The sequence below is a fragment of the Spongiimicrobium salis genome, from assembly GCF_043678055.1.
GTDB classification, from domain to species: Bacteria; Bacteroidota; Bacteroidia; order Flavobacteriales; family Flavobacteriaceae; genus Spongiimicrobium; species Spongiimicrobium salis.
The window spans coordinates 14,733-38,893 of sequence record NZ_JBHEQA010000008.1; the positions used below are offsets into that span (position 1 = coordinate 14,733).

Below are 24,161 nucleotides of genomic sequence, written 5' to 3' on the forward strand. Positions count from 1 at the left end.
ATAGGTATTTAAAATCGTGCTAAATCTCATGCCGTTCGCCTAGCGAAAACCATGAAAAAATACTAACTTTCTGAAAATCATTAAACAGAGCAACATGAAAACCAAAATTACCATCCTCATCCTTGGAATCTTTACCTTCCTAAATAGTTGTCAGGACACCACAACAACAAAAGATAAAAAAGGTATGGTCAAGGTAACCATACTCTATCCCAATGCAGAAGGGAAAACTTTTGATATGAATTATTATTCCAATAAGCATATGCCTATGGTTGCTGAACTTATGGGCGATGCCTTAAAACATATGGTCATTGATAAAGGGATAGCGGGTAGGACTGCTGATGAACCCATACCGTATTTGGCAATCGGATATTTGTATTTTGATGAGCTTTCGGCTTATGAAAACGCATTTGGGCCAAATGCAGAAAAAATTGTCGGGGATATCCCAAACTATACCAATATTCAGCCTATTGTTCAAATCAGTGAGGTATTTCAATGAGCGTCATCTCTTTGAATGCCCAAAATGACTTTTGCCCTTAGGAGATGCCTAAAATGCAAATCCCCCATACCCTAAAACATACTACAAACCCATGAAGAACAAAAAAGAAGTAGCAGAAGCGTATATCGCCCTATTGGAAAAGGGAGATATTGCCGGGGTGATAGGATTGTTTCATCCAAATGGAATGGTAGATTCCCCTTTATATGGAATTAAAGAAGCCGAGGATTTTTACCGCGAATTGAGTAATGATACTTCCAACTCCGAACTCTCGGTGAAGGGAATCTTTGAAGAAAGTGATACCGGGGAACTAGCCCTTTATTTTACGTATAAGTGGACCTTAAAAAGCAAAGAGATTGTGGAGTTCAATGTGGTGGATATTATAGAGTTTGACGATCAGAATAAGATAATGACACTAAAAATTATATACGATACTGTGGTTGCTCGGAAATTGGTGGAGCAATTATAGTTAAGAATGGATAACGGATAGGGGATATGTTGTTGCCGAAGTGCGCCTAGGGAAATTTGGGATGAATAACCAAATAACAATCTAAAACAATGCAATATGAAATATAGCTGTACAGTAGATATTGATGTGGGAATTGCAAAAGTAGTGAGCCTATGGACAGATGAACGGTATTTTGATCAATGGCAGGATGGTTTTCAGGCGATCGAAAATCTCGAAGGGGAACCAGGAGCAGTCGGCACAACATCCAGAATTTTGTTTCAACAGGGAAAACGGAAATTAGAACTGCTTGAAACTATAGTGGTAAATGCCCTTCCTGAGCAAAAAAAAGCCTTCTATGAACATAGCCATATGACCAATTTTCAAACCAGCAGATTTGAGTCTTTATCCGAAAACAAAACACGTTATGTTTCGGAAGTGGAATACACTGAATTTCGAGCTTTGATCCCTAAACTCATGGCGAAATTATTTCCAGGAATGTTCAGGAAACAAAGTCAAAAATGGATGGATCAATTTAAGGCATTCGCCGAAAGGATGGCATAAAAGTGGTTGGAGTCACTTAGCTTCTTATGGGGAAGAACAAGGTTATTATGGGGTAGGCCGCAAATAAACCAATACCTATTCCAAAGAGACTTTGATTAAGAAGTATAAAATACCTCGGCACCTGTGCCTTTAATGTACTGTCAAGGTCATAATTGTTATATTAATCGTTTAGAAGTAATGATAAAATTTTTTCGAAAAATTAGACAAAAAGCACTTACTGAAAACAAATTCAGCAAATACCTGCTATATGCTACTGGAGAAATAGTGTTGGTTGTTATTGGAATCTTAATTGCCTTAGCTATTAATAATAACAATGAAACTCGAAAAACAAAAGAAGTAGCAAGGGCTTACTTAAACTCGTTGAATGAAGAGTTTGAATTTAACCTGGCCTTGCTCGATAAAACCATTGCCACCGCCAAAGAATTATCGCAAGGCGCTGTGAACATGCGTCAATTTTTCAATCCCCAAGTATTGGATACGGTATCGGAAAGGGAGATTGGACTTGCATTTAAAGATTTAAATAGCGAGGCCGTGTACAGTCCGAGCAATGGAGTGCTATCCGAAATCATCAGCTCGGGAAATCTAAAGATTTTAGAAAATGAAGTACTCAAACAGCACTTGGCGAGTTTTGAAAAAAGAGTGGAAAGAATGCAGGTGCAAGAACAAGAGGTCCTGAAGCTTCGCAACGAAATGAGCGTTTTTGTACGAAAAAATGGCAATGTAGCACCCTTAGTATTCGTAAATATTTCTAAAAATATAGGAGAGAATTTTGAGGGAATACAAACCAATAAAAAAGTATTTGAATCTACATACTTTTTAAATACCATCATTTTTTACGGCTTGGTACAGGAAGCTGCAGTGTATTCGTATTACTTCCCTTTACGGGGAGAGATCGTAGAAATTATCAGTTTGATCCATCAGGAAATAGAAAAGCAAAAAGAAGCAACTTCCTAGGGAGAACTAAAAATAGGATGATGTGCAGCTAAAAGTAATGGGATATGGTGACTTTAGGCGAAACCTTCCTTTAAAAAGTGCTTTGGATTTCCTTATCTTTGAATACTCCCCTAATGTAAAGCCGCATACCTGAAGTGATAACTTTTAGTATATGTGCAAAAGCAAAACCAAACCACTGTTCTGAATGATGAAGTAATGAAAACGATTATTAATTTTTGCCCAACCGGCATGATTCCAACCAAATCCCTAAACCAATATGTCCCCATTACCCCCAATGAAATTATAGAGCAAACCCATGAAGCCTATGAATTGGGAATCACCATTGTTCATTTGCATGCCAGGACGGATGATGAACAACCTACCTATAAAAAATCCGTATATCGTGAAATCGTAGAAGGAGTTCGGAAAAATTGCCCCGGCCTCTTGGTTTGTTGTAGTACTTCCGGCAGAAATTTTCCTTTGTTGGAACATCGATCGGAAGTAATCGAATTGTATCCCGATATGTGTTCTTTAACATTATCATCCTTAAATTTCCAGAAAACAGCCTCCTTAAATGCACCCGATACCATCATGGGGTTATTGGATAAAATGTTGGCGTTTGGGGTACATCCGGAATTGGAATGTTTTGATTTGGGAATGATAAACTATGGAAAATATTTGCTAAAGAAAAAGAAAATCGATGGCCCTTGTTATTGGAATTTAATTTTCGGCAATATCGCAGGTTTTCAGCCTACTTTTAGCCAAATTGGAACTGCTGTTCAAGAAGTCTCCGAAGGGCATTTTATTGCGCTTGGTGGTATTGGCGGGTCCCAATTGAAAACCAATGGGTTTGCGATTGCCGAAGGGCTAGGGGTACGGGTTGGCTTGGAAGATAATATATGGTATGATCGTGGACGTACCCAAAAAGCCTCCAATATTGATTTATTGAACCGTATACATCGTCTTATGGAGCTTCATGAGACAGAATTAATGAGCAGTGAAGAATTGGGACTTTATAATACATACCATGGGAAATAATAACACCTTAAACATCTTAGGATGTGTGCCTTCTTTGCTCAATATATTGTTAGAGTTGGCGGAGGAAGCCAAAGGAATACAATCCTTCAAGGTTTACAAAAACATTCCTGTGGAAATGGGAGGTGATTTTGTGCCGGCTAAAAACTGGAACGTTGAATTTTTTGGGGAAGATAGGATCTCTTTAGTACCGGATGCCCATGCTTTTTATGCCCTGTCCGTGGTGGGTACCCAGTCTAAGGAATTGGTTTTTAAGAATTATAAAAAACAATTTCAAATAGAAGACCATCAATTCATCAACCTAATTCACCCTACATCCTATGTGTCCAAATCTGTGGCATTGAACAATGGTTTACAATTGGAACCCCTATCTACAATTGCAGCTTGTACAAGCATAGGCTTTTGTGTGAATGTAAAAAGAAATTGTAATATAGGGCACCACTGTAGCCTTGGCGATTTTGTGACGATCAATCCAGGGGTAACCCTAAGTAGCTTTGTCCAGGTTGGAAACAATACCATGATAGGGTCGGGAACTTCCATAAAAGACCATGTACGTATCGGAAAAAACACGATTATAGGGGTAGGAAGTGTGGTGGTAAAAGACATCCCTGATAATGTTATTGCCTATGGCAACCCTTGTATCGTACATAGAGAGAATTTAAGAAATACATTAAAATGAGTGAAAAGACAAGATATGTTGCCCTACTCCGAGGAATCAATGTAGGGGGGCACCATAAAGTACCGATGGGACAGCTTCGAGATGAAATGGAAAAAATTTCTTGTGAAGATGTTGTTACGATATTGAATACCGGAAACATTATTTTTAGCGCAACTCCCGAACCTATTGAAAAAATACAGCAAAAGCTTAAGAAGCATTTAGAAGCGGTATTTGGATTTGCGATACCTGTTTTAGTGCGAACGGCTAGTACTATTGCAACACTTTTTGAACAGCATCCTTTTGAAGCTATTGCGGTAACTAAAGAAACGCGACTCTATGTTTCCTTTTTAATGGACCCCCCGGAAATTGAACTTTCCCTTCCTTGGATTTCAGAAGATAAAGGATATCAGATTCTAGAGATTCGGGAGAATAGCGTGTATAGCGTATTAGATCTGGGAATTTCCAAAACACCAAAAGGCATGGAAGCCTTGGAACGCCTTTTTGGAAAAAATACCACGACGAGGAATTGGAACACCCTTAAGCGCATTCTGGCAAAATTGCCATAAAACCTAGGGAGCCTATATCCACAAGGGCCAAAGAATACGATACTACTTTCGTACTAAAGGAATAATTTCCCCTTTTGCCAGACGGTATTCTTCAATGGTTTCTTCGCTCATGGTAGCCGTGTAATCTATGGCCTCTACCCGAAAACCTATAGATCGTAATTTGTCAAAATAATCCCTACCATAAATACGGACATGATCGTATTGGCCAAATATTTTCGCCCGTTCTTTGGGATCTGTAATGCTATCATCGGTGAAAGTAATCTCCCGATTTAAATCTTGGGGGATTTGAAAAATACCCCATCCTCCAGGTTTTAGAATTCGATGAAGTTCCTGCATCGCCTTAATGTCATCAGGGATATGTTCCAAGACGTGATTGCAAAAGATAATATCAAAGGCATTATCTTCAAAGGGAAGTGCACAGATATCGGCCTTAACATCGGCAAGGGGAGAGTTGAGGTCGGTGGTCGTATACGAGAGATGTTTTAATTTTCGAAATCGCTTATAAAATGCTTGTTCCGGTGCAAAATGCAATACGCGATGCCTTTTGGAAAAGAAGTCGGTCTCATTTTTTAAATACAACCACAAGAGTCTATGGCGCTCTAAAGAAAGGGTAGAGGGCGATAATACATTTTCTCTAGGATTTTCATAGCCATAGGGTAAAAAACGCTTAAATCGCCTTCCATCAATGGGATCCGTATGTTTTTTTCCATATAGGAAAAGTGCAAGTAGGGGTCGCGCCAAATAACTTAGTTGAATAAGTATGGGCCTAGGTACACTATTGAGAATGAATTTAAAAATACGCTTCATAGCGCTGTTTTAGGACATTGATTGGAATCAAGAACTTAACTTTTGCTGGCGAAACTCATCTTCTTCGTTACTTTCCACGCCCAGGGCATCGTAAATATATTTGAAAGTAGAAAGTAATTCCGGTTTTCCGTTAACCAAGGCTACATCATGTTCAAAGTGGGCGCTAGGCTGATTATCTGCGGTGAGAATTGTCCATCCATCGCTCAATTGTTTAATGCGACGCGTTCCCATATTGATCATAGGTTCTATGGCTACCACCATACCATTTGCGAATTTCTTCCCTCTTCCTCTTTTTCCGTAATTGGGCATTTCGGGTTTTTCATGCAGTTTTTTTCCAAGTCCGTGCCCTACCAATTCCCGGACAACGCCATAACCGTGATTTTCGCAATAATTTTGAATGGCATAGCCCACATCGCCTACACGATTTCCCAATTTAAATTCACGAATACCAATGTATAAGGACTCTTTGGTTACCTGTAACAATTTTTTGGTGGCTGGAGCTACTTCGCCGACTTCAAAAGTATAGGCGTGATCCCCGTAAAAACCATGTTTTACCGCTCCGCAATCCACAGATATAATATCTCCATCTTTCAGGGGTTCGTCATTGGGAATTCCATGGACAACCTGAGCGTTTGGGCTCATATTTAAGGTGTTGGGAAAACCGTACATGCCTAAAAAGCCAGGCTCTGCTTTTTGGTCTCTGATAAACTCTTCCGCCAACTTATCCAGATATAGGGCATTGACGCCTGGTTTAATCTCTGCAGCCAGCATACCAAGGGTTTTGGAAACTACCAATGCACTTTCGCGCATTAATTCTATTTCCTCTAATGTTTTGATTTTTACCATAAGTTGCAAAAGTAAAACATTCGCGGGAATTTAAATGGGGAAGAATACAATTGTATGTGCTGTTAGGGCATCATTTGCAGTATTCGAGTGGTTTGGAAAAAAATAGAAAGGGAATTATTGAGACTTGTCATAGGCATCTCTTAACCATTGCGTCAATTCCGCGTCGATATCCGAAACATCGGTTAATTGTACCCGATGTGTACACATGCTTCCAAAAGGTCCAGAATTTCCGAGTCGACCTGCAGTGGGAACATCTTTTAATTTTAGACCAAGATCAATTCTAGTTTTCGTAGCAGGTTTGATCAGGGCAAATTGCCTTTTCCGAATGATGCTCACGCTTGTCTTTTTTGGAGTCTTTACCACATCTTCCCCAAAGGTATCCACTACGGCAATGAGTTTTTCATAAATGGGGAGTAAAGCTTCCTTTCCTTTGTATTGGGCAGTGACCAAGTCTTCCTCATCCTCTTGCTTGTCTTTGGATAAATGTACTATGGTATTGGCAAAGCCATGCGTGACTCCATGTTCTTTTTTTAGAAAATTTACAGCTTCCGAATGCTTGTTAAAGGATTGCGCTTTTAAAAGAGTTATCCATTCTTCCAATGATTTTCCCGTTTTTTCGGGCATATTGTTGATCATTGTTTCCAAGGCCTTGTCCATAATACCTTAAATTATTGAAATAGTTCTGTATTACGAATTTAATATTTTATTCTGTAAGCACTTAAAAACTGCTATACCAATGCCTTTTGCGTCATGGATTTGGGTTGTGGAATGCCCATTAATTTTAGAATCGTAGGCGCAATATCACCCAACACACCATCTTCAATGCTTTCTAGATCGGGATCAACTAGAATTAAGGGAACAGGGTTGGTGGTATGTGCCGTATTGGGCGTGCCATCTGGATTTAACATCGTATCACAATTCCCGTGATCTGCAATAACCAGGGTGGTATAATCATTTTCCAAACCTGTGCTAATCACGGCTTCTGCACAACTATCTACTACTTCACAAGCTTTTATGGCTGCATTCATGTCTCCGGTATGACCTACCATATCTGGATTGGCAAAATTTAAACATACAAAATCTACCTCGCCTTTCTGTAATTCGGGAATAATGGCATCTCGAATTTCATAAGCGCTCATTTCGGGCTTTAAATCATAAGTGGCCACCTTTGGAGAGGGGCATAAAATGCGTTCTTCTCCCTCAAATGGGATTTCCCGTCCACCGTTAAAGAAAAAAGTAACATGTGGATATTTTTCAGTTTCCGCAATTCGAATCTGCTTTTTTCCTGCTTTAGAAATTACTTCTCCCAGAGTATCTGAAATATTATCTTTATCATAAACCACATGTACGCCTTTAAAGGAATCGTCATAATTGGTCATGGTAACATAATAAAGAGGCAATTTCTTGGTGTCTTGTTCTACAAAATCCTCTTGGTGAAGCATTTGTGTAAGTTCCCGGCCTCGGTCTGTTCTAAAATTAAAAAATATCAGGACATCATCTTCTTGGATTCTAGCTCTGGGCACATTGTTGTCATCCGTTAAAACCAACGGGTCTATAAATTCGTCTGTAATTCCGTTGTCATAATTTTGTTGCATGGCTTCCGAAATGGATGCAGTTTCCTTTCCTTTACCCCGTACCAAGAGATCATAAGCCAATTTTACCCGCTCCCAACGTTTATCACGATCCATGGCATAATAGCGTCCAATGACCGATGCAAGCTTTGTTGTTTTGTTTTTACAATAATGGGTTAAATCTTCCAAAAAGGCTTTGCCACTTTTTGGATCTACATCCCGCCCATCGGTAAACGCATGGAGATACGCAGCTTCTACACCGTAAAATTCGGCCGCATCTATTAGTCCTTTTAGATGAGTGATATGACTGTGAACTCCGCCATCACTGACCAAACCTAAAAAATGAACTGCCTTGTTATTTTCTTTGGCATGTGTAAAAGCAGCTTTTAATGCAGCTTCGTGCATAAAAGTATTTTCTTTGAGGGCCAGGTTTATTTTGGCTAAATCTTGATACACAATTCTTCCTGCCCCCAAATTCATATGACCCACTTCACTATTCCCCATTTGCCCATCGGGAAGTCCAACGTTCATTCCATCAGTCAAAAGATTGGCATCGGCATATTTTGGATATAGGGAATCTATAAAAGGAGTATTCGCATTGTCTATAGCGGAGATTTTAGGATTTGGAGATTTTCCCCAACCATCTAAAATCATCAATATTACTTTCTTGTTCATGGGTAAAAAAGATTTTCAGAGATCAAAAATAGAACGATTTCATTGGATTAACTATAATTGCTTTGTCTTTTTTGAAAAATCATTGAATCTGTAATTTTAGTTAATTATTATTAAAATTTATATCATTTTATCGTGATTATATCATGGAATTAACAATAATTGGGGGATTATTGTTAAAGTTGAGTTATTTAACTGTTAACGGTGAAACATTTATCTATAGTTATAGTCTATTATTGTATAATCAAAACTTATTAATACATAAAATTCATTCATCATGAAAAAAACAATCGTAACGCTGACCGCGGCATGTATGCTGGCGGTTACAGGCATTAGTGCCAACAACAACGCGGAGCATACAGATGCAGCCGTAATGGAAACAAATGTGGTAGCTCCAGAAATCAGTTCTTTTTGCAAAGCTATTGTCAAGGGAGATATTGATACTGTAAGAAGCCTAATTGAATTGGGTGAAAATATCAATAGAAAATCGTTAGGAATGACCCCGGCTATGTTCGCAGCTAGATACAACAAGACCGAAATTCTGAAATTATTGATCAAAGAGGGAGCTGATCTTAAAATTCGCTGTGATAAAGGATATACTATAAAAAAATATGCAGAGCTTTCCAATGCCAAAGAGGCTCTGGCAATTTTAAATAAAAAAATGTAACATACCGAAGTTTATTCATCAATTAAAAAACCCCATCGGATTTCCGATGGGGTTTTATCTTTCATTTAAATGTACTTCATATAGTGTTCAAGTAAAAGAGTACATAAACTTTGACGAATTAAAATTCAAATCCTGTCACAGCTCTATAGGCAAAAGCATAGATTGCCATAGTGAGCAATGTGACACAAATAACTGAATATATTTTTAGTAGTACAACTACGAATTCCGGTTTGCAGTTTTCAAATGCATCGAAATATAGGTTCTTAAAATGCGATAGCGTTCCCATATAGTTTTGTATTAGATTAATAAATAATCAAAGCTATAAGGGTTAAATCTGAAAGATAAGATATTGGGACTATCTGTGTTCAAAGATACTAACAAAGCTTGTTGCCACCTTATTTTTACGAGGAAATTAACATTAAACTCGACCTACGTACTTTGTAATGGATTCTTTTATCTTTTCTATCCTATTTTCCGGATCCGGATGACTGCTTTGAAATTCAGGTACCCTATTAGGGCCGGCCGCTGTTTTAAGAATCTTCATCACCTCAATCATTTCATAGGGATCATAGCCCGATTGTATCATAAAGAGTACGCCCAGGTCGTCGCTTTCCAATTCATCGCCCCTTCCGTTCTTTAATAGGGTATTTTGGCCAATACTGCCTACTATGCCCCCGGCATCGGCCCCAACAGAAGCTGCTGTGGATAAGGTTTGCCAAAAACTACTATCTGCAATTCGCTCTGCAGAATGTCGCCCAATAACATGACCTATTTCATGCCCTAGGACCCCGGCAAGTTGCGCTTCGTTCAATTGAGAAAACAAGGCATACGTAATAAATATTTGCCCTCCGGGAAGTGCAAAGGCATTGATGGTGCGATCATCGGCCAATAAATGAAAATCATATTGGTAAGGTGTTTCTCTGGCGATACTATTTTGCACCAATTTATTGCCTACGGCATCTACAAAGGATTGTAATCGCTTGTCTGGGTATAGTCCGCCGTGTTGTTGGGCTATTTCCGGAGCACTTTGGATTCCAATAGCAATTTCCTGCTCCGAAGTCATATTAATATTCTGTACGCGTTTGGTATAGGGGTTCTCTTCACTATTGTTGCACCGTTGAATAAATGCAAAAGCCACAATGGCCAGACCGATAAATATCCGGATTTTCCAACTACCTCTTCTCATGTTCGTTTGTCAATGGTTATTCCCCAATGTACAAAAAAAACGTTTATAAAAGTTGAGGGTTAATATCCAGAATATTATTTTGAATATAGGTTCTTACGAATCCGGTGGTGAAATGTTCACAGCCCATAAAATCTTCCAACTGCAATAAACGAAGGATGTTTTTCTTTCGGAATTGTTTTAACATGGGTTTGGAGAGTGGGGCATAACTGTAATGCCAAGGTTCATATTTAAAGCCTTTTCGCTTGGGGTTATCGGTATACACCATATAAAACCCATGGGAGTTCGCGTTCTTGTCCATCCATTTTTTTAAGTCCTCAAAAGGGCCGCCTTCTCCAAATTTTTCAGGAACTAAAATATCCCCTGAAACCTTCTTGCTCCCATCGGTGATATCAATATCCGTTCCCCAGTGATGCCTGCTTGTTCCGGGAATCGTAGAATACTCAATGATTTTATCGATGGCATTTAGGGGAGACATACCATCCTCATCGGTATAGCGCAAATATTTACCCTCCCAAATAGCTTCTTGGCGATCAAAACTTCTAAAGCTCGATACGATTTCAATAAAGACTCCATCTGCAAAAGCAGCCTTTTTCATGGCCAAATACGCATCATGGGCTTCTTTTCTTAAATTGATGTCCTTCCCAAAGAGTTCAATGTCTCCTTTTCCCATTAGTTCCATGGAAGTATAGTAGTCCTGTGTCTTGGCCATGATGAGGTTGGGAACCATGGTCAATGCCAATCCTGAGGCGGTGCTTTTTTTGATAAAAGATCTTCTTTGCATCTATTTTATTTAAACCTTTGAAAAATAATCTATTTCCTATCCAAGTAAAGAACGCTGGGAAACGGATTTGTATTGTCTCCTATTGCAATATCCATACCGTTGTCCATAAGTATGGAATAGGACAACTTGGTTTTGTCATTTAAAAGTAACCAAATAATTTAAGAAATATGGAAATGATTATCGGGCCAGATAAAGGAACCCCTGGTAATTAAGACCGAGGTCATCCAACGAAGCCAAATAGAAATACACGCCAGCGGGTAACCCTTTTTCCCTAGATATGCTGATACTGCTATCATCTGCCGTTCCATTGAATTCATTGGTGTAGTTTTTTTGCTCAAAAACTTTTAGACCAAAGCGATCAAAGATGCGAACGGTATTATTGGGAGAAAGTTCCAGTTCCGGGATAATGAGAACATCATTTAAACCATCTCCATTGGGAGAAAGATAGTAATTGTCTAATGTAAGGATTTCCGTGGGTGTATTTAAAGCACCAAGAGAGAGGATTTCAAAATCGTCAGGAGTAAAGGTTTCTGAAGTGATAAAGCCCGATGAAAGATCTCCGGCCAGATCGGTACTCCCTAAACTGACCCACTGATTTCCTGTTTTGCTCCAGCCCATAACTACTATGCTGTTGACATCATCGGTAAGGGCGGAAACATTGCTGCGGGCAGTCCAACTGGTTGTAATGGTGGAAGGGACGGAACCTTCCAATCTCCAGAACTCCAGATTGCTGACTGCTCTAATTCGAGAAGGAATCCTATTGGTACTAAAGGTTGCATTAAGACTGATCGGAGCATTTGGATCCTCAAAGAAATATGCACAGCGAGCTTCTGTGTTGTTGGATTCGGAAATTAAGGTCAACGGACGCAATTCTTCAGCATCACCAATAGGGAAAGTAAAAACAGCTTTGTCCGTAATACGGGCATAGCCATTAATTTTACTGTCATTGGTGGCCACAACGGCAAAGGCATCTTCCAAAAAATTGAAAAAAACACTGGATTGATTGCGGGAGGTGCTAAAATCCCCGGCAATGAAATTGGTACTATTAGCGACATTTACGGAAGTTTCTAAAAAAACTTCGCTATCATGGACGATTTCCGTATCAAAAAATATAGGGGCAAAGGCGCCGGAAATACTAATGGCGGAACTGCCATAAAAGCCGATCAACCCAAGATTTTCATCAAAAGCGGCATCATTGATAAAACTGGTATGAAAACCCAGTTGCCCATTTTCATGCACCCTGAAATTTCCGGTATTATAGAGTGCTGTTTGGGCCTGGAGCCCAAGACACATAAAAACAGGAATAAGTAGGAGAAACTTCTTCATATCAATTGATTTGTTGCCAAGTTGCACCATCGCTCTGTAGTTGTGTGATTCCCATTCCCAATGTAGTAGACCCTGCCCCAACAGCATCCAAATAGTTATCTATAGTGACATCTACCCCAGAGGTGTTCTTTAAAATATAAATTCGTCCCGTATTGGCCGCTGCCGCAGCTGGAAGAGTCACATTTGCCGCTGCATTAGTAATGATGACCGTATAATCGGCGTCAGCAATAGTAACAGCTGCAGCAGGATCTGTTCTAATATTTGCCGAAAAAGAACTGGCAGAAAATGCAGGGTCTACCTCCAAGGCCCCTGTAATGGCATTTTGTTGAAGCCCTGCCCCTGCAACATTAGCTCCTATCTTGTCGGCGGTGATCCCGTCGTCGGCCACAGTAAAAGGAGTGGCAGCGATACCAGTGCCCGAAATGGTAGCAGGATTCACTGCGGGAAGTGCTGTATCGGCCCAGACCACATCGCCTACGGCATCCGTAGTCAAGACTTGTCCCGCGGTAGCGGAGGCCTCAATTTTAGCGGGAGTAACGTTCTCATCCAATAGCTTTATGGTAGTGATCCCATTATCGGCTACGGTAAAAGGAGTCGCTACAACACCGGTACCAGAAATGGTGGTGGCATCCACGACGGGGACGGGGGCATCTGCCCAAACCACATCGCCCACGGCATCGGTACTGAGGAACTGCCCAGCAGTAGCTGAGGCCTCAATTTTGGCCGGGGTAACGTTCTCGTCCAATATCTTTATGGTAGTGATCCCATTGTCCGCTACGGTAAAAGGAGTGGCTACGACACCGGTACCGGAAATGGTAGCAGGATTTACTATGGGAAGTGCTGTATCGGCCCATATCACATCACCCACGGCATCCGTAGTCAAGACTTGTCCTGCAGTAGCAGAAGCCTCAATTTTGGCCGGGGTAACGTTCTCGTCCAATATTTTTATGGTAGTGATCCCATTATCGGCTACGGTAAAAGGAGTCGCTACAACACCGGTACCTGAAATGGTAGCGGCATCCACTACGGGGACGGGGGCGTTGGCCCAAACCACATCGCCCACGGCATCGGTACTGAGGAATTGCCCCGCGGTAGCGGAAGCTTCAATTTTAGCGGGAGTAACGTTCTCGTCCAATATTTTTATGGTAGTGATCCCATTATCGGCCACGGTAAAAGGAGTCGCTACAACACCGGTACCTGAAATGGTAGTGGCATCCACGACGGGGACGGGGGCATCGGCCCAAACCACATCACCTACGGCATCGGTACTGAGGAACTGCCCCGCGGTAGCGGAAGCTTCAATTTTAGCGGGAGTAACGTTCTCGTCCAATAGCTTTATGGTAGTGATCCCATTATCGGCCACGGTAAAAGGAGTCGCTACAACACCGGTACCTGAAATGGTGGTGGCATCCACGACAGGGACGGGAGCATCGGCCCAGACCACATCACCTACGGCATCGGTACTGAGGAACTGCCCCGCGGTAGCGGAAGCCTCAATTTTAGCGGGAGTAACGTTCTCGTCCAATAACTTTATGGTAGTGATCCCATTATCGGCTACGGTAAATGGTGTGGCTACGACACCGGTACCTGAAATGGTGGTGGCATCCACTATGGGAAGGGGGGCGTTGGCCCATACCACATCACCTACGGCATCGGTACTGAGGAACTGCCCCGCGGTAGCGGAAGCCTCAATTTTAGCGGGAGTAACGTTTTCGTCCAATATCTTTATGGTAGTGATCCCATTATCGGCCACGGTAAAAGGAGTCGCTACAACACCGGTACCTGAAATGGTGGTGGCATCCACTATGGGAAGGGGGGCGTTGGCCCATACCACATCACCTACGGCATCGGTACTGAGGAACTGCCCCGCGGTAGCGGAAGCCTCAATTTTAGCGGGAGTAACGTTCTCGTCCAATATCTTTATGGTAGTGATCCCATTATCAGCTACCGTTCTAGGGTCGCCTGCTGTACCGGCCCCGGAAATGGTAGTGGCATCAAATACATCGGAACCTCCTCCGGATCCAGGAGGTAAATCGGCCCAAACCACATCGCCCACGGCATCTGTGGTCAGGACCTGTCCGGCAGTAGCGGAAGCCTCAATTTTAGCGGGAGTGACGTTCTCGTCCAATATCTTTATGGTGGTAATCCCGTTATCGGCCACCGTTCTAGGGTCGCCCGCAGTACCGGCCCCGGAAATGGTAGTGGCATCAAATACATCGGAACCTCCTCCGGATCCAGGAGGTAAGTCGGCCCATACCACATCGCCCACGGCATCCGTGGTCAGGACTTGTCCTGCGGTAGCAGAAGCCTCAATTTTAGCTGGAGTAACATTCTCGTCCAATATCTTTATGGTGGTAATCCCGTTATCGGCCACCGTTCTAGGGTCGCCCGCGGTACCAGCTCCGGAAATGGTAGTGGGATCAAATACGTCTGGAGAGCCTGTAGCCGGTAAATTTGCCCAAGCCACATTACCAGCGCCATCCGTACTTAAAAATTGACCATTTACGGTTGAAGGTTCTATTTTAATTGGAGTTACATTTCCATCGGCAATTTTTGTGGTGGTTACATTATTATCAATGATGCTGGTGGTCTGTATGGCATTGACTCCAATATCATTGACACTAATGGTGCCATCTATGATTTGTACAGATCCAATATTGGCTACTCGGAATCGGTCGGCTGCAGAACCATCACCAATAATCGTAATACCATCAAACTGATCGCCAATATCCAGAGATCCTCCGTCGGTAGTAGGAAGGGTAACCGAGCCTCCGCCGTTATTCAGCGTCAAGGTATTTCCGGAAATAGAGAGTGCTTGTATTTCATTGGTCGTACTCAAGTCGGTTCCCAAGGCACTAAGATCGGCCACCACATCATTCCCTCCTTCAATGTTAATGGCCAAATTGGTTCCTGTTAAGATGGCGCTTTCCAGATTTTGATCATCTGTTCCCGAATTGCTAAAGGCGCCTAGATTTACACGGGTCTCATTACCAGATTCGGTAAGCACCAATTCCGTACCATCTAGGGTGGCAGCGGTTAAACTTTCGTTATTGGCATTGCCATCCTGATCTGCGGCAATGGCAGCAGTATTGGCAGCAACGCTATTCTGCAAGGGATTCAGATTTAGAAAAGCGGCATTGTCACTCCCTACTAAAATGGAGTTATCCGCATCACCACTTACAATATTGGCCGTAGTAATATAACCCGCGTCATTCGTAAAATCACTGAGGGTGACCACGGCAAAATTGATTTCATCGTCTTCCACGGCATTTTCTGCCAACTGAAAATTTCCAACAGAATTCTCCGCTAAATTATTGCTTCCCACAGAGCGCGGACTTAAATCGGCTCCCCCAATGGTAGAATCCACAATATTACTACCTGTAATTTCGCCCACTTCCAAATTGTAGTTTACCGTATTCCCATTTGTGGTTTCGGTCACCAAAACCGTTGGATTTCTGGTTAAGGAGGGAACATTGGTGATGGTGGTGAGCCCTCCAATGGAATCACAAATGTTGATCCATTGGGTTCCATCGTAATAGTGAATACACTCGGTATCCGTATTGTATACCAGAGCACCCCGTGAAGGGGTAATGGCGTCCATTTGAACCGTATTGACCCTAGTAATGACCAGCACTCTGGAGGTGCTTTCCAATTCTAAGACCGAACTGGGATCGATATTCTGAGGGTTATCCCCAATTTTTACTTGCCCCAAAAGGGTCGTGCAAGAAAAAATGAGAAGAAATAGGGGGGCTATTTTTTGGAGAATGGAAGCCATAATAAATGTATCTTTTTCAGTTTCAATAGGGGAGCAAAAATATAATTATATCCTTATAAAATTAAGGATATAATCCTAAATTCATACCTAATGGGACAAAGCGCAATTTTATACGTTGAAAGGTTGTTAAAGGTCTAATTTTGAGGTTTCATAGGCTGCTTTTCCCGCTTCAAATACACGTGCGGTATGCGGACCTTTTAAAATACATTGCTGGTCATTTACCAGAATGAAATCACCTTCACGAAGTCCAATTACCGGAATGGTATTATAACAATGGAATTCCGCAATTCGGGTTTCCCGAGTTTCCCCGTTGTGTGTGCTTTTTGGATCGGGATCCATGTAATGGGGATTAATGTTAAAATTTACCAATCCCAAACTGTCAAAACTTGGCGGGTATACAATGGGCATGTCATTGGAAGTTTTTATACTTGGTCCTGCAATATTGGAACCAGCACTTGTACCCAAATAGGGCATGCCTTCAAGTATTTTTTTCTTCAAGGCCTCCATAAGGTTCAGCCGATGCAATTGATCGACCAAAACAAAAGAGTTTCCTCCCCCGGCAAAAATGGCCTCCGCCTTGGCAATACCTTCCAAGCCGTCTTCATAGGAATGTAATCCAATAACTTTTTTGTTAATTTTAGACAGGGCAAGAGCTACCAATGCCGTATAATCGTCATGGGAAATACCGCTTGGCCGCGCATAAGGGATAAATGTTATGGTGTTGATATCCTTGAAAAAAACCGCTAAATCTTCCAAGAGATATTTCAAATAAGACTCTCCAAAAAGAGTGGAGGTACTGGCTAAAAGTAATTTTTTCACAAATCCTGTTTTAGTGGGATGATACAAATTAACAAAAGTTTAATGCTGTCAAATTTTTTTTGACCAGAACTTACATTTTCTTTATTGCTACTATTTAGTATATTTCAGACAAAAATAGAATACTCCTTGGTATTGATGCAAGATCTGGTATGCTATTTACGTAGATGAATCTCAAACAGTTTGTATGAAAAGTCAATTTCTTGTTTTTGTTTTTATGTTGTGCAGTGTCTTTGTGTGGTCACAAGATAATGAGCGGAGCCTTTTACGAGGGAAAGTTTTGTACAGGGGAAGCAATGTGATCAACGAAAATGTGATTAATAGTACCGCAGAACTGGCTACGATTACAGATAAAAATGGGGAATTTGTTATAGCGGTAAAATTAGGGGATCAATTGGTATTTACGGCAGTGAACTACAAACTTAAAGTGATAAAGATCACGGAGGATATCCTGGAGAAGAATCGACTTGTTGTAGAGGTCAAAGAAAAAGTGACCGAATTGGATGAAGTTGTTGTGGGACCGGAAAATCAGGAGAAATTCATTGAGCTCAAGAACGAAGAACTCAAAGAATACGAATATGAAATTGATCGTTCCACCGGGGTAAAGAATGTCGCCCAATCCCAAATAGAACGAGGACGTCAGGACGATCTTAATTTTGTGAATATTTTTAAAGCCATATTCAAGTCAAAAAATAAGGATAAGGGGGAAGACAAACCTAAATTGAAAATGAGCGAGGTATTACGGCAAGTATACGATGATGAATTTTTTGTAATCGATTTAAAATTGCCGCAAGAAAGCATTGATGATTTCTTGGTGTATTGTGACAATAGAATACCGGAAAGTACGTTGCTGAAGAAAGAAAACGAATTTCAACTCTTGGATTTCTTAGTTACGCATAGTAAGACCTATTTGAAAGAATTGAATGCAAGGAATTAAAATTTTGCCCTAGACCTATTTTACGGAAGTTTTTTAAAAAACTATGTTTTGCCGTAGGTATACAAAGTACATTGGTCTCAACATCCTGTACTGCATATAGCATAAACCAAACCTAATGCTCCTTTTACGCTTTTGATCAAGAAACAAACACATATTGTTTTTATCCTTTTTTCCCTCTTCGGTTTTTTGGGTTTTTCCCAGGTCAATCTCGATGGAAGAATTTTGAATGATACCAATGAGGTTTCTGGAGTACATATTTTAAATACGACCACCAAGAGGGCCACAATTTCTGATGCAAGAGGCTTTTTTTCCATTGAAGTACAATTGAATGATACCTTACTCTTTTCGGCGGTACAGTTTAAGAAAAAAGAACTCGTAGTTACAAAATCTATCTTGGAGAGCACTCAAATTCAGGTTCCTATGGAAGATATCCTGACCGAATTGGACGAAGTGGTCGTGGGGCCACATAAGCTCACGGGGGATCTAAAAAAGGATATTGATGAGGTTCCTGCCCAGATTACTGCCTTTAGTTTGGGCTTGCCCAATGCCCATGCAAAAAGGCTTACTCAGAGTGAACGCTTGTTGCGGGAAGCCTCCTTTGGGAAGTTTTCTGTTGGCTTGCTCACTGCGGTACCCCTGAACCCCATTATTAATGCCATTTCGGGCAGAACAAAGAAATTGAAGAAGCGAGTGGCCCGTGAAAAAAAGGCAGCACAAACGAGTAGGGTGCGCAATTTTTATCCTGATTCCCTTTTTATGAAAGAGCTTAAAATTCCAAAAGCTAAAATTCCCGACTTCATGTTTTACTGTGAAGTAGACCCTAATTTTCAAGCTTTGGCCGATATCGAAGATCGAATTAGAATATGGGAATATATGCGCAGGAAGAGTGTGATTTATCGAAAGAACAACAATTTGGATTAATTCCTTATGTTTTTGGCACAAGGATTGCGTATTTTTGGATGTTGATATAAAATCGATCCCCTTCTTTAAGGGATTTAGCGTTCAGGGTGGGTGCACCTTTCAAAATCGTTGTTATGAGAATTTTAAAAAAAGGAGCATTGCTCTTGTTGTTGCCTTTAGTAGCTTTTACTACAGCACACAAATTCTATGTGAGTGTTACCAACATCTCTTATTCGGAAAAAGATGATGCGCTTCAGGTCATTACCCGTATTTTTATTGATGATATGGAGATGTTGTTGGAAGAGCGCTATGGCATCAATGGGGAACTCGCTACCGATGAAGAAAATCCCGATGCAAAGCAGTATATCGAAAAGTACCTAAACGCAAAGTTTGCCCTCAAAATAGATGGTAACCAAAAAAAATATGATTTCCTGGGGTGGGAATATGACAAAGATGTCATTGTCTGCTATTTGGAAATCCCCAAAATTGACTTTCCCAACATTAAAAGCATCGAGGTACAGAACGAAATTCTTACCGATCTTTTTGAAGAACAACAAAACGTGGTTCATTTTAAATTAAATGACAAAAAGAAAAGTTTTGTTTTGATCAAAGAGAATAATAAAGGAATGTTAAATCTCTGACATTCCTTAACAATTATTTAAAAAAACTTTACTTTTCGCGAGACTAATAAATTAAATAGGAAAATGAATAAAATTAGGTATTATTTTGCTTCATTTTTGTTCTTGATCGCCAGTACGGCGATTGCACAGGATCAGATGAAGAAAGAGAAAGAACCGGGGCATTTGAATCAAAGTAAGTTTAAACAACTTTATGAGGAATTTTCTACCCCAAACACTTTCAGGTCTGCTTCCGGAGCCCCAGGTCCGGATTATTATCAACAACGTGCCGATTACAAAATGAATATTGAATTGGACGATAAGAATGCAACCATCGCTGGAGAAGAAACCATCACGTACACCAATAATTCGCCGGATGATCTGGAATTTCTATGGGTGCAATTGGATCAGAACGTAAGAGCTAAAGATTCCAAATCCCCTTTGAGAAACCCTCAGCGATTGGGTACGGCACAAACTGCTCAGGGTTTTGTGAAGAACTATATGTCCGAACCTTTTGATGGTGGTTTTAATATTCTATCGGTAAAGGATGCCAATGGCAAGGCCTTGTCCTATACCATTAATCAAACCATGATGCGGATCAATATTCCACAGCCTTTAAAAAGTAAGGAGCAACTTTCTTTTTCCATTAAATGGAACTATAATATTCCCGATCATACAGTCAATAGAGCAAGGTCTGGATATGAGTATTTTCCAAAGGATGGCAACAGAGCTTATGTAATTGCACAATTCTTCCCTAGAATGGCAGTATATAGCGATGTTGAAGGTTGGCAAAACCACCAATTTTGGGGAAGCGGGGAATTTGCCTTGCCTTTTGGCGATTACGAGGTGAATATTACGGTACCTGCGGATCATATTTTAGATGGTACTGGAGTACTTCAAAATAGAAAAGAGGTGTATACAAAGGAAATGATGAAGCGCTATCAGAAGGCTAAAAAATCCTATGATAAGCCTGTAATCATTGTTACACAAGAAGAAGCGGAAAAGGCAGAAAAAGGTTTTTCCAATAAAAAGAAAACATGGCGTCTGAAAGCAGAAAATGTACGTGATTTTGGTTTTGCTACTTCCCGTAAATTCATCTGGGACATGCAAGCGGTTAAATTGGGGAACAGAGATGTCATGGCAGTTTCCATGTATCCTAAAGAAGGAAACCCACTTTGGGAAGAATATTCCACAAAGGCAGTAGCCCAAACATTGGTTTCGTATTCTGCGCATACTTTTGATTATCCCTATCACAAGGCAATTTCTGTTCATGCCAAGAATCAAGGAATGGAATATCCAATGATCTGTTGGAATTACGGACGACCAAATGAAGAAGGAAAATATAGCGAACGTGTGAAGTATGGCATGATCAGCGTTATCATTCATGAAGTAGGTCACAACTTCTTCCCTATGATCGTGAATTCCGATGAGCGTCAATGGGGATGGATGGATGAAGGTCTCGATACCTTTATGCAGTACTTGGCCGAACAGGAATTTGGAGAGGCTTATCCCGAAGCCTTGGGCGGATTGGATAAATATCCTTCTCGAAGAGGAGAACCTTCAAAAATAGTACCTTATATGGCAGGAGGTCAGAATACCATGGCACCTATCATGTCCAACCCTGAAAATGTGTACCGTTTAGGACCAAATGCCTATGGAAAACCAGCAACGGCCTTAAATATCCTTAGAGAAACCGTAATGGGTAAAGAGTTGTTTGACCATGCGTTTAAAACCTATGCCAATCGTTGGAAGTTTAAGCACCCTACACCGGAAGATTTCTTCCGTACCATGGAAGATGCTTCTGCGGTTGACTTGGATTGGTACTGGAGAGGTTGGTTCTATACTACGGACTATGTGGATATCGGTGTAAAAGGGGTACGCAAATTCCACGTTACCGACAAGCCTACAAAAAGAATGCAGGAGAATTTGGCGGCGAGAAATCAAACTTTGGCCGATTTTCCTCCAATGGTATTCTTGGCCGAAGAAGGTACGGAAGATTTTAAAGCGAATCAGAAAGGACAAGAACCATCAACGACATCCACTACTTTAAAAGAGTATATGATGGATAATCTTACAGCGGCTGAACGTGCAAAAATAAAAGAGCCAAAGTATTTCTATGAAATTACTTTTGATAAGCCAGGAGGTATACCCATGCCATTGATCGTTGAATATACCTATGCCGATGGTTCTACGGAAAATGTTACCTACCCTCCGGAAATCTGGAGAAGAAATGATTCTGAGGTGAGACGCGTATTGTCTTCCCAAAAGGAATTGGTAAGCGTTATTGTTGATCCAAAAGCGGAGACCGCGGATATCGATACTACGAATAATTCTTGGCCCAAGAAACAAGAAAAGTCCGATTTCGATAAATTCAAAGGAAATATAAAAGGAAAATAAAAACATCCTTTTTTCAAAAGATATCAGCCTGTCAAGTTTTGAAAACCTGACAGGCTTTTTCATTACAAACTTTATTATATTTGTAGCATGTACGCTATGCAATTTTTATTTATAGGAGGCCCCGAGGTAATGTTCATTTTATTTATTGTGGTCATGGTCTTTGGCGCCGATAAAATTCCGGAAATCGCCAAAGGATTGGGTAAGGGCATGCGTCAATTAAGGGATGCTACCGAAGATATCAAGCAAGAGATTCAAAAGAGTGCCGAAAAACAGGGGATAGATACCGACTTCACAAAAGATATTAAACAAGAAATAGATAAAGTAAAGGACGAAGTAAACGATATTACAGGAGTAATTAAAAGAAAGTAATATGTTGGATAAATTGTTGGAGTGGGACAAGGATTTCTTTATCTATTTAAACAATTTGGGCGCTGAACAATATGATTCTTTCTGGATTATCGTTACAAAATTCAATACTTGGTTGCCCTTATTCATTGGTCTTGGCGTATTAATTTTAGTAAAAAATTCCAAAAGGGAAATCTTGGGAATATTCTTGGCACTTATTAGTATGTTATTGTTGGTAACCTTAGCTATTTTTTTAACCAAGAATGGGGTGGAAAGACTAAGACCTAGCAATGATGAGGCCATGAAGGGATTAATACGGGCCGTAATTTCCCCTAGTGATTATAGTTTTTTTTCAGGACATGCAGCCTCTTCTTTTAGTATTGCCATGTTCGCCGTTTTCTTTTTAAGAAAAAAAGTAAAGTGGATTTATATTATTCTTATTTGGCCCTTGCTCTTCTGTTTTAGTAGAATATATTTAGGTGTCCATTACCCCACGGACATTATTGTAGGAGCCACGGTGGGAACACTTTTTGCCTATGTATTTCACAGAATTTATCAAAAAGTCAGCGTACTCTACTTACGGTAAGTCCGTCTCTTATTGGGAGTAAAACCGTTTCTAAGCGGGGATCTTCTTTAAGCTGCTTATTATACTCCAAAAGTACCTTTGTTGCTTTGTCTTTGGGAGATAAGGGCTCTACTACCTTTCCTGACCAAAGCACATTGTCGGAAAGGATAATGGTTCCAGGTCTTGTTTTTGGAAGTACGGCGTCAAAATAATCCAGATAACTTGTCTTTTCCGCATCGATAAAAACAAGATCAAAAGTAAGATCCATATTGGGTATAATATCCAGGGCATTTCCTGTATGCTGAATGATTTGTTCCCCGTAATCACTTCGATCGAAATATCGGCGTTGCATATCATATAATTCTTCATTGATATCTATGGTATGGAGCTGCCCACTTTTTTGCAAGCCTTCGGCCAAACATAAGGCAGAATAGCCGGTATAGGTCCCTATTTCCAATACCGTTGCCGGATACAGTATTTTGGATAACATGCTCAGGACTCTTCCTTGGAAATGCCCTGTGATCATTCGAGGTTGTATCACCTTAAGGTGCGTTTCCCGAGTCAACTCCTGTAGGAGCTTCGGTTCTTCTTCTGAATGATCGGCAATGTAGTTTTCCAGAATGTCCGAAAGAAAATGCATGCTAGTATTTTTGACAAAATTATAAAACACAACCCAATAAAAGTTCAGGGACAAAGAAATATATAGTACTTTGGGTGTATATATACGATTAACCGAGTACTGATGGAAAAATTTGAATGTAGATCCGCCATTTTGGAAGATTTGGAAATTCTTTTGGAATTTGAACAGGGCATCATTACTGCCGAAAGACCCTTTGACAGTACATTGAGAAAAGGAGATATTCATTATTATGACCTGGAACAATTGATTTTGGCAGATAATGCCGAGGTAGCTGTGATCATGTATAAAGATCAGATTGTAGGTTCGGGCTATGGCTTGATCAAAGCGGCTAAACCCTATTTGGATCATGAAACCTATATGTACTGTGGGTTTATGTACACAGTTCCCCAATATAGGGGAAAGGGAGTAAACCGTATCATCCTATCGCATTTAAAAGATTGGGCCCTGACCAAAGGGATAAACGAAATCCGTTTAACGGTCTATGTAGATAACATCCCTGCCATTAAAGCCTATGAAAAAGTAGGTTTCCAAAAGCACCTTGTTGAAATGCGATTGGATCGGCGAGAACTTTCCTAAAGGATAAGCAATTATCATTAATAATGAAGTTGTATTTTTGAAA

26 protein-coding genes are annotated in these 24,161 nt (G+C 40.6%); 15 read left to right on the forward strand and 11 right to left on the reverse strand.

Annotation, left to right across the window (positions count from 1 at the left end; genetic code table 11):
- The first annotated feature begins 94 nt into the window (after positions 1-94).
- From ACEXOE_RS22415 to ACEXOE_RS22445, 7 genes are all read left to right on the forward strand, one after another.
- On the forward strand, positions 95-496 hold the full coding sequence (locus ACEXOE_RS22415) for an EthD family reductase (protein WP_394751116.1): 402 nt from the start codon (positions 95-97) through the stop codon (positions 494-496).
- Positions 497-587: 91 nt separating this feature from the next.
- Positions 588-962, forward strand: coding sequence for a nuclear transport factor 2 family protein (locus ACEXOE_RS22420; RefSeq protein ID WP_394751117.1), 375 nt, complete (start codon positions 588-590; stop codon positions 960-962).
- A gap of 96 nt (positions 963-1,058) precedes the next feature.
- A complete protein-coding gene (locus ACEXOE_RS22425) occupies positions 1,059-1,502 on the forward strand; it encodes an SRPBCC family protein (protein WP_394751118.1) in 444 nt (147 codons plus the stop codon).
- Between the two features lie 177 nt (positions 1,503-1,679).
- Positions 1,680-2,456 (forward strand): DUF6090 family protein, encoded by a 777-nt coding sequence (locus tag ACEXOE_RS22430; RefSeq protein ID WP_394751119.1) that lies wholly within the window; start codon positions 1,680-1,682, stop codon positions 2,454-2,456.
- Between the two features lie 195 nt (positions 2,457-2,651).
- Positions 2,652-3,473, forward strand: coding sequence for a BKACE family enzyme (locus ACEXOE_RS22435; RefSeq protein WP_394751120.1), 822 nt, complete (start codon positions 2,652-2,654; stop codon positions 3,471-3,473).
- Complete coding sequence (locus ACEXOE_RS22440) at positions 3,463-4,149, forward strand: acetyltransferase (RefSeq protein ID WP_394751121.1); 687 nt, start codon at positions 3,463-3,465, stop codon at positions 4,147-4,149. The genes ACEXOE_RS22435 and ACEXOE_RS22440 overlap by 11 nt, the downstream gene beginning before the upstream one ends.
- Positions 4,146-4,694 (forward strand): DUF1697 domain-containing protein, encoded by a 549-nt coding sequence (locus tag ACEXOE_RS22445; RefSeq protein ID WP_394751122.1) that lies wholly within the window; start codon positions 4,146-4,148, stop codon positions 4,692-4,694. The genes ACEXOE_RS22440 and ACEXOE_RS22445 overlap by 4 nt, the downstream gene beginning before the upstream one ends.
- A gap of 42 nt (positions 4,695-4,736) precedes the next feature.
- On the opposite strand, the gene ACEXOE_RS22450 is transcribed toward ACEXOE_RS22445, so the two are convergent.
- From ACEXOE_RS22450 to gpmI, 4 genes are all read right to left on the reverse strand, one after another.
- On the reverse strand, positions 4,737-5,501 hold the full coding sequence (locus ACEXOE_RS22450) for a class I SAM-dependent methyltransferase (protein WP_394751123.1): 765 nt from the start codon (positions 5,499-5,501) through the stop codon (positions 4,737-4,739).
- A 27-nt stretch (positions 5,502-5,528) separates the two neighbouring features.
- Positions 5,529-6,347 carry a type I methionyl aminopeptidase gene (gene map / locus ACEXOE_RS22455; RefSeq protein ID WP_394751124.1) on the reverse strand — a complete coding sequence of 273 codons (819 nt, stop codon included), beginning with the start codon at positions 6,345-6,347 and terminating at the stop codon, positions 5,529-5,531.
- Between the two features lie 114 nt (positions 6,348-6,461).
- Positions 6,462-7,004 (reverse strand): DUF4287 domain-containing protein, encoded by a 543-nt coding sequence (locus ACEXOE_RS22460; protein WP_394751125.1) that lies wholly within the window; start codon positions 7,002-7,004, stop codon positions 6,462-6,464.
- Between the two features lie 71 nt (positions 7,005-7,075).
- Positions 7,076-8,593 (reverse strand): 2,3-bisphosphoglycerate-independent phosphoglycerate mutase, encoded by a 1,518-nt coding sequence (gene gpmI, locus ACEXOE_RS22465; RefSeq protein ID WP_394751126.1) that lies wholly within the window; start codon positions 8,591-8,593, stop codon positions 7,076-7,078.
- Between the two features lie 274 nt (positions 8,594-8,867).
- Between gpmI and ACEXOE_RS22470 the strand changes: the two genes are divergently transcribed.
- The gene (locus ACEXOE_RS22470; protein ID WP_394751127.1) at positions 8,868-9,257 is read left to right on the forward strand and encodes an ankyrin repeat domain-containing protein; all 390 of its coding nucleotides are present in this window, start codon (positions 8,868-8,870) and stop codon (positions 9,255-9,257) included.
- Positions 9,258-9,375: 118 nt separating this feature from the next.
- Here ACEXOE_RS22470 and ACEXOE_RS22475 read toward each other — a convergent pair whose 3' ends face one another.
- The 6 genes from ACEXOE_RS22475 to pepE all read right to left on the reverse strand — a co-directional run bounded on the left by ACEXOE_RS22475 (position 9,376) and on the right by pepE (position 17,144).
- On the reverse strand, positions 9,376-9,543 hold the full coding sequence (locus ACEXOE_RS22475) for a DUF6747 family protein (protein WP_394751128.1): 168 nt from the start codon (positions 9,541-9,543) through the stop codon (positions 9,376-9,378).
- A gap of 132 nt (positions 9,544-9,675) precedes the next feature.
- On the reverse strand, positions 9,676-10,443 hold the full coding sequence (locus ACEXOE_RS22480; RefSeq protein ID WP_394751129.1) for a M48 family metalloprotease: 768 nt from the start codon (positions 10,441-10,443) through the stop codon (positions 9,676-9,678).
- Between the two features lie 43 nt (positions 10,444-10,486).
- Positions 10,487-11,224 (reverse strand): M15 family metallopeptidase, encoded by a 738-nt coding sequence (locus ACEXOE_RS22485; RefSeq protein ID WP_394751130.1) that lies wholly within the window; start codon positions 11,222-11,224, stop codon positions 10,487-10,489.
- Between the two features lie 177 nt (positions 11,225-11,401).
- Positions 11,402-12,550, reverse strand: a complete 1,149-nt coding sequence (locus tag ACEXOE_RS22490; protein ID WP_394751131.1) for a gliding motility-associated C-terminal domain-containing protein — start codon at positions 12,548-12,550, stop codon at positions 11,402-11,404.
- 1 nt (position 12,551) lies between these two features.
- Positions 12,552-16,325, reverse strand: a complete 3,774-nt coding sequence (locus tag ACEXOE_RS22495) for a beta strand repeat-containing protein (RefSeq protein WP_394751132.1) — start codon at positions 16,323-16,325, stop codon at positions 12,552-12,554.
- Between the two features lie 126 nt (positions 16,326-16,451).
- Positions 16,452-17,144 (reverse strand): dipeptidase PepE, encoded by a 693-nt coding sequence (pepE, locus tag ACEXOE_RS22500; RefSeq protein WP_394751133.1) that lies wholly within the window; start codon positions 17,142-17,144, stop codon positions 16,452-16,454.
- Between the two features lie 184 nt (positions 17,145-17,328).
- On the opposite strand from pepE, the gene ACEXOE_RS22505 reads away from it, so the two are divergent.
- From ACEXOE_RS22505 to ACEXOE_RS22530, 6 genes are all read left to right on the forward strand, one after another.
- Positions 17,329-18,078 carry a carboxypeptidase-like regulatory domain-containing protein gene (locus tag ACEXOE_RS22505; RefSeq protein WP_394751134.1) on the forward strand — a complete coding sequence of 250 codons (750 nt, stop codon included), beginning with the start codon at positions 17,329-17,331 and terminating at the stop codon, positions 18,076-18,078.
- Positions 18,079-18,210: 132 nt separating this feature from the next.
- Positions 18,211-18,999, forward strand: coding sequence for a carboxypeptidase-like regulatory domain-containing protein (locus ACEXOE_RS22510; protein ID WP_394751135.1), 789 nt, complete (start codon positions 18,211-18,213; stop codon positions 18,997-18,999).
- 113 nt (positions 19,000-19,112) lie between these two features.
- Positions 19,113-19,619 carry a DUF6702 family protein gene (locus ACEXOE_RS22515; RefSeq protein WP_394751136.1) on the forward strand — a complete coding sequence of 169 codons (507 nt, stop codon included), beginning with the start codon at positions 19,113-19,115 and terminating at the stop codon, positions 19,617-19,619.
- A gap of 63 nt (positions 19,620-19,682) precedes the next feature.
- On the forward strand, positions 19,683-21,992 hold the full coding sequence (locus ACEXOE_RS22520) for a M1 family metallopeptidase (RefSeq protein WP_394751137.1): 2,310 nt from the start codon (positions 19,683-19,685) through the stop codon (positions 21,990-21,992).
- 87 nt (positions 21,993-22,079) lie between these two features.
- The gene (locus ACEXOE_RS22525) at positions 22,080-22,361 is read left to right on the forward strand and encodes a Sec-independent protein translocase subunit TatA/TatB (RefSeq protein WP_394751138.1); all 282 of its coding nucleotides are present in this window, start codon (positions 22,080-22,082) and stop codon (positions 22,359-22,361) included.
- A gap of 1 nt (position 22,362) precedes the next feature.
- Positions 22,363-22,923 (forward strand): phosphatase PAP2 family protein, encoded by a 561-nt coding sequence (locus ACEXOE_RS22530; RefSeq protein WP_394751139.1) that lies wholly within the window; start codon positions 22,363-22,365, stop codon positions 22,921-22,923.
- On the opposite strand, the gene ACEXOE_RS22535 is transcribed toward ACEXOE_RS22530, so the two are convergent.
- Complete coding sequence (locus ACEXOE_RS22535) at positions 22,901-23,542, reverse strand: O-methyltransferase (RefSeq protein WP_394751140.1); 642 nt, start codon at positions 23,540-23,542, stop codon at positions 22,901-22,903. The two genes, ACEXOE_RS22530 and ACEXOE_RS22535, sit on opposite strands and share 23 nt — an antisense overlap.
- A 102-nt stretch (positions 23,543-23,644) precedes the next feature.
- Between ACEXOE_RS22535 and ACEXOE_RS22540 the strand changes: the two genes are divergently transcribed.
- Complete coding sequence (locus tag ACEXOE_RS22540; RefSeq protein ID WP_394751141.1) at positions 23,645-24,118, forward strand: GNAT family N-acetyltransferase; 474 nt, start codon at positions 23,645-23,647, stop codon at positions 24,116-24,118.
- Positions 24,119-24,161 lie beyond the last annotated feature (43 nt).

Bases quoted from the DNA above. Each gene is read 5' to 3' on its own strand.
- ACEXOE_RS22415 (WP_394751116.1), top strand. From the start codon at position 95: ATGAAAACCAAAATTACCATCCTCATCCTTGGAATCTTTACCTTCCTA.
- ACEXOE_RS22420 (WP_394751117.1), top strand. From the start codon at position 588: ATGAAGAACAAAAAAGAAGTAGCAGAAGCGTATATCGCCCTATTGGAA.
- ACEXOE_RS22425 (WP_394751118.1), top strand. From the start codon at position 1,059: ATGAAATATAGCTGTACAGTAGATATTGATGTGGGAATTGCAAAAGTA.
- ACEXOE_RS22430 (WP_394751119.1), top strand. From the start codon at position 1,680: ATGATAAAATTTTTTCGAAAAATTAGACAAAAAGCACTTACTGAAAAC.
- ACEXOE_RS22435 (WP_394751120.1), top strand. From the start codon at position 2,652: ATGAAAACGATTATTAATTTTTGCCCAACCGGCATGATTCCAACCAAA.
- ACEXOE_RS22440 (WP_394751121.1), top strand. From the start codon at position 3,463: ATGGGAAATAATAACACCTTAAACATCTTAGGATGTGTGCCTTCTTTG.
- ACEXOE_RS22445 (WP_394751122.1), top strand. From the start codon at position 4,146: ATGAGTGAAAAGACAAGATATGTTGCCCTACTCCGAGGAATCAATGTA.
- ACEXOE_RS22450 (WP_394751123.1), bottom strand. From the start codon at position 5,501: ATGAAGCGTATTTTTAAATTCATTCTCAATAGTGTACCTAGGCCCATA.
- map (WP_394751124.1), bottom strand. From the start codon at position 6,347: ATGGTAAAAATCAAAACATTAGAGGAAATAGAATTAATGCGCGAAAGT.
- ACEXOE_RS22460 (WP_394751125.1), bottom strand. From the start codon at position 7,004: ATGGACAAGGCCTTGGAAACAATGATCAACAATATGCCCGAAAAAACG.
- gpmI (WP_394751126.1), bottom strand. From the start codon at position 8,593: ATGAACAAGAAAGTAATATTGATGATTTTAGATGGTTGGGGAAAATCT.
- ACEXOE_RS22470 (WP_394751127.1), top strand. From the start codon at position 8,868: ATGAAAAAAACAATCGTAACGCTGACCGCGGCATGTATGCTGGCGGTT.
- ACEXOE_RS22475 (WP_394751128.1), bottom strand. From the start codon at position 9,543: ATGGGAACGCTATCGCATTTTAAGAACCTATATTTCGATGCATTTGAA.
- ACEXOE_RS22480 (WP_394751129.1), bottom strand. From the start codon at position 10,443: ATGAGAAGAGGTAGTTGGAAAATCCGGATATTTATCGGTCTGGCCATT.
- ACEXOE_RS22485 (WP_394751130.1), bottom strand. From the start codon at position 11,224: ATGCAAAGAAGATCTTTTATCAAAAAAAGCACCGCCTCAGGATTGGCA.
- ACEXOE_RS22490 (WP_394751131.1), bottom strand. From the start codon at position 12,550: ATGAAGAAGTTTCTCCTACTTATTCCTGTTTTTATGTGTCTTGGGCTC.
- ACEXOE_RS22495 (WP_394751132.1), bottom strand. From the start codon at position 16,325: ATGGCTTCCATTCTCCAAAAAATAGCCCCCCTATTTCTTCTCATTTTT.
- ACEXOE_RS22505 (WP_394751134.1), top strand. From the start codon at position 17,329: ATGAAAAGTCAATTTCTTGTTTTTGTTTTTATGTTGTGCAGTGTCTTT.
- ACEXOE_RS22515 (WP_394751136.1), top strand. From the start codon at position 19,113: ATGAGAATTTTAAAAAAAGGAGCATTGCTCTTGTTGTTGCCTTTAGTA.
- ACEXOE_RS22520 (WP_394751137.1), top strand. From the start codon at position 19,683: ATGAATAAAATTAGGTATTATTTTGCTTCATTTTTGTTCTTGATCGCC.
- ACEXOE_RS22525 (WP_394751138.1), top strand. From the start codon at position 22,080: ATGTACGCTATGCAATTTTTATTTATAGGAGGCCCCGAGGTAATGTTC.
- ACEXOE_RS22530 (WP_394751139.1), top strand. From the start codon at position 22,363: ATGTTGGATAAATTGTTGGAGTGGGACAAGGATTTCTTTATCTATTTA.
- ACEXOE_RS22535 (WP_394751140.1), bottom strand. From the start codon at position 23,542: ATGCATTTTCTTTCGGACATTCTGGAAAACTACATTGCCGATCATTCA.
- ACEXOE_RS22540 (WP_394751141.1), top strand. From the start codon at position 23,645: ATGGAAAAATTTGAATGTAGATCCGCCATTTTGGAAGATTTGGAAATT.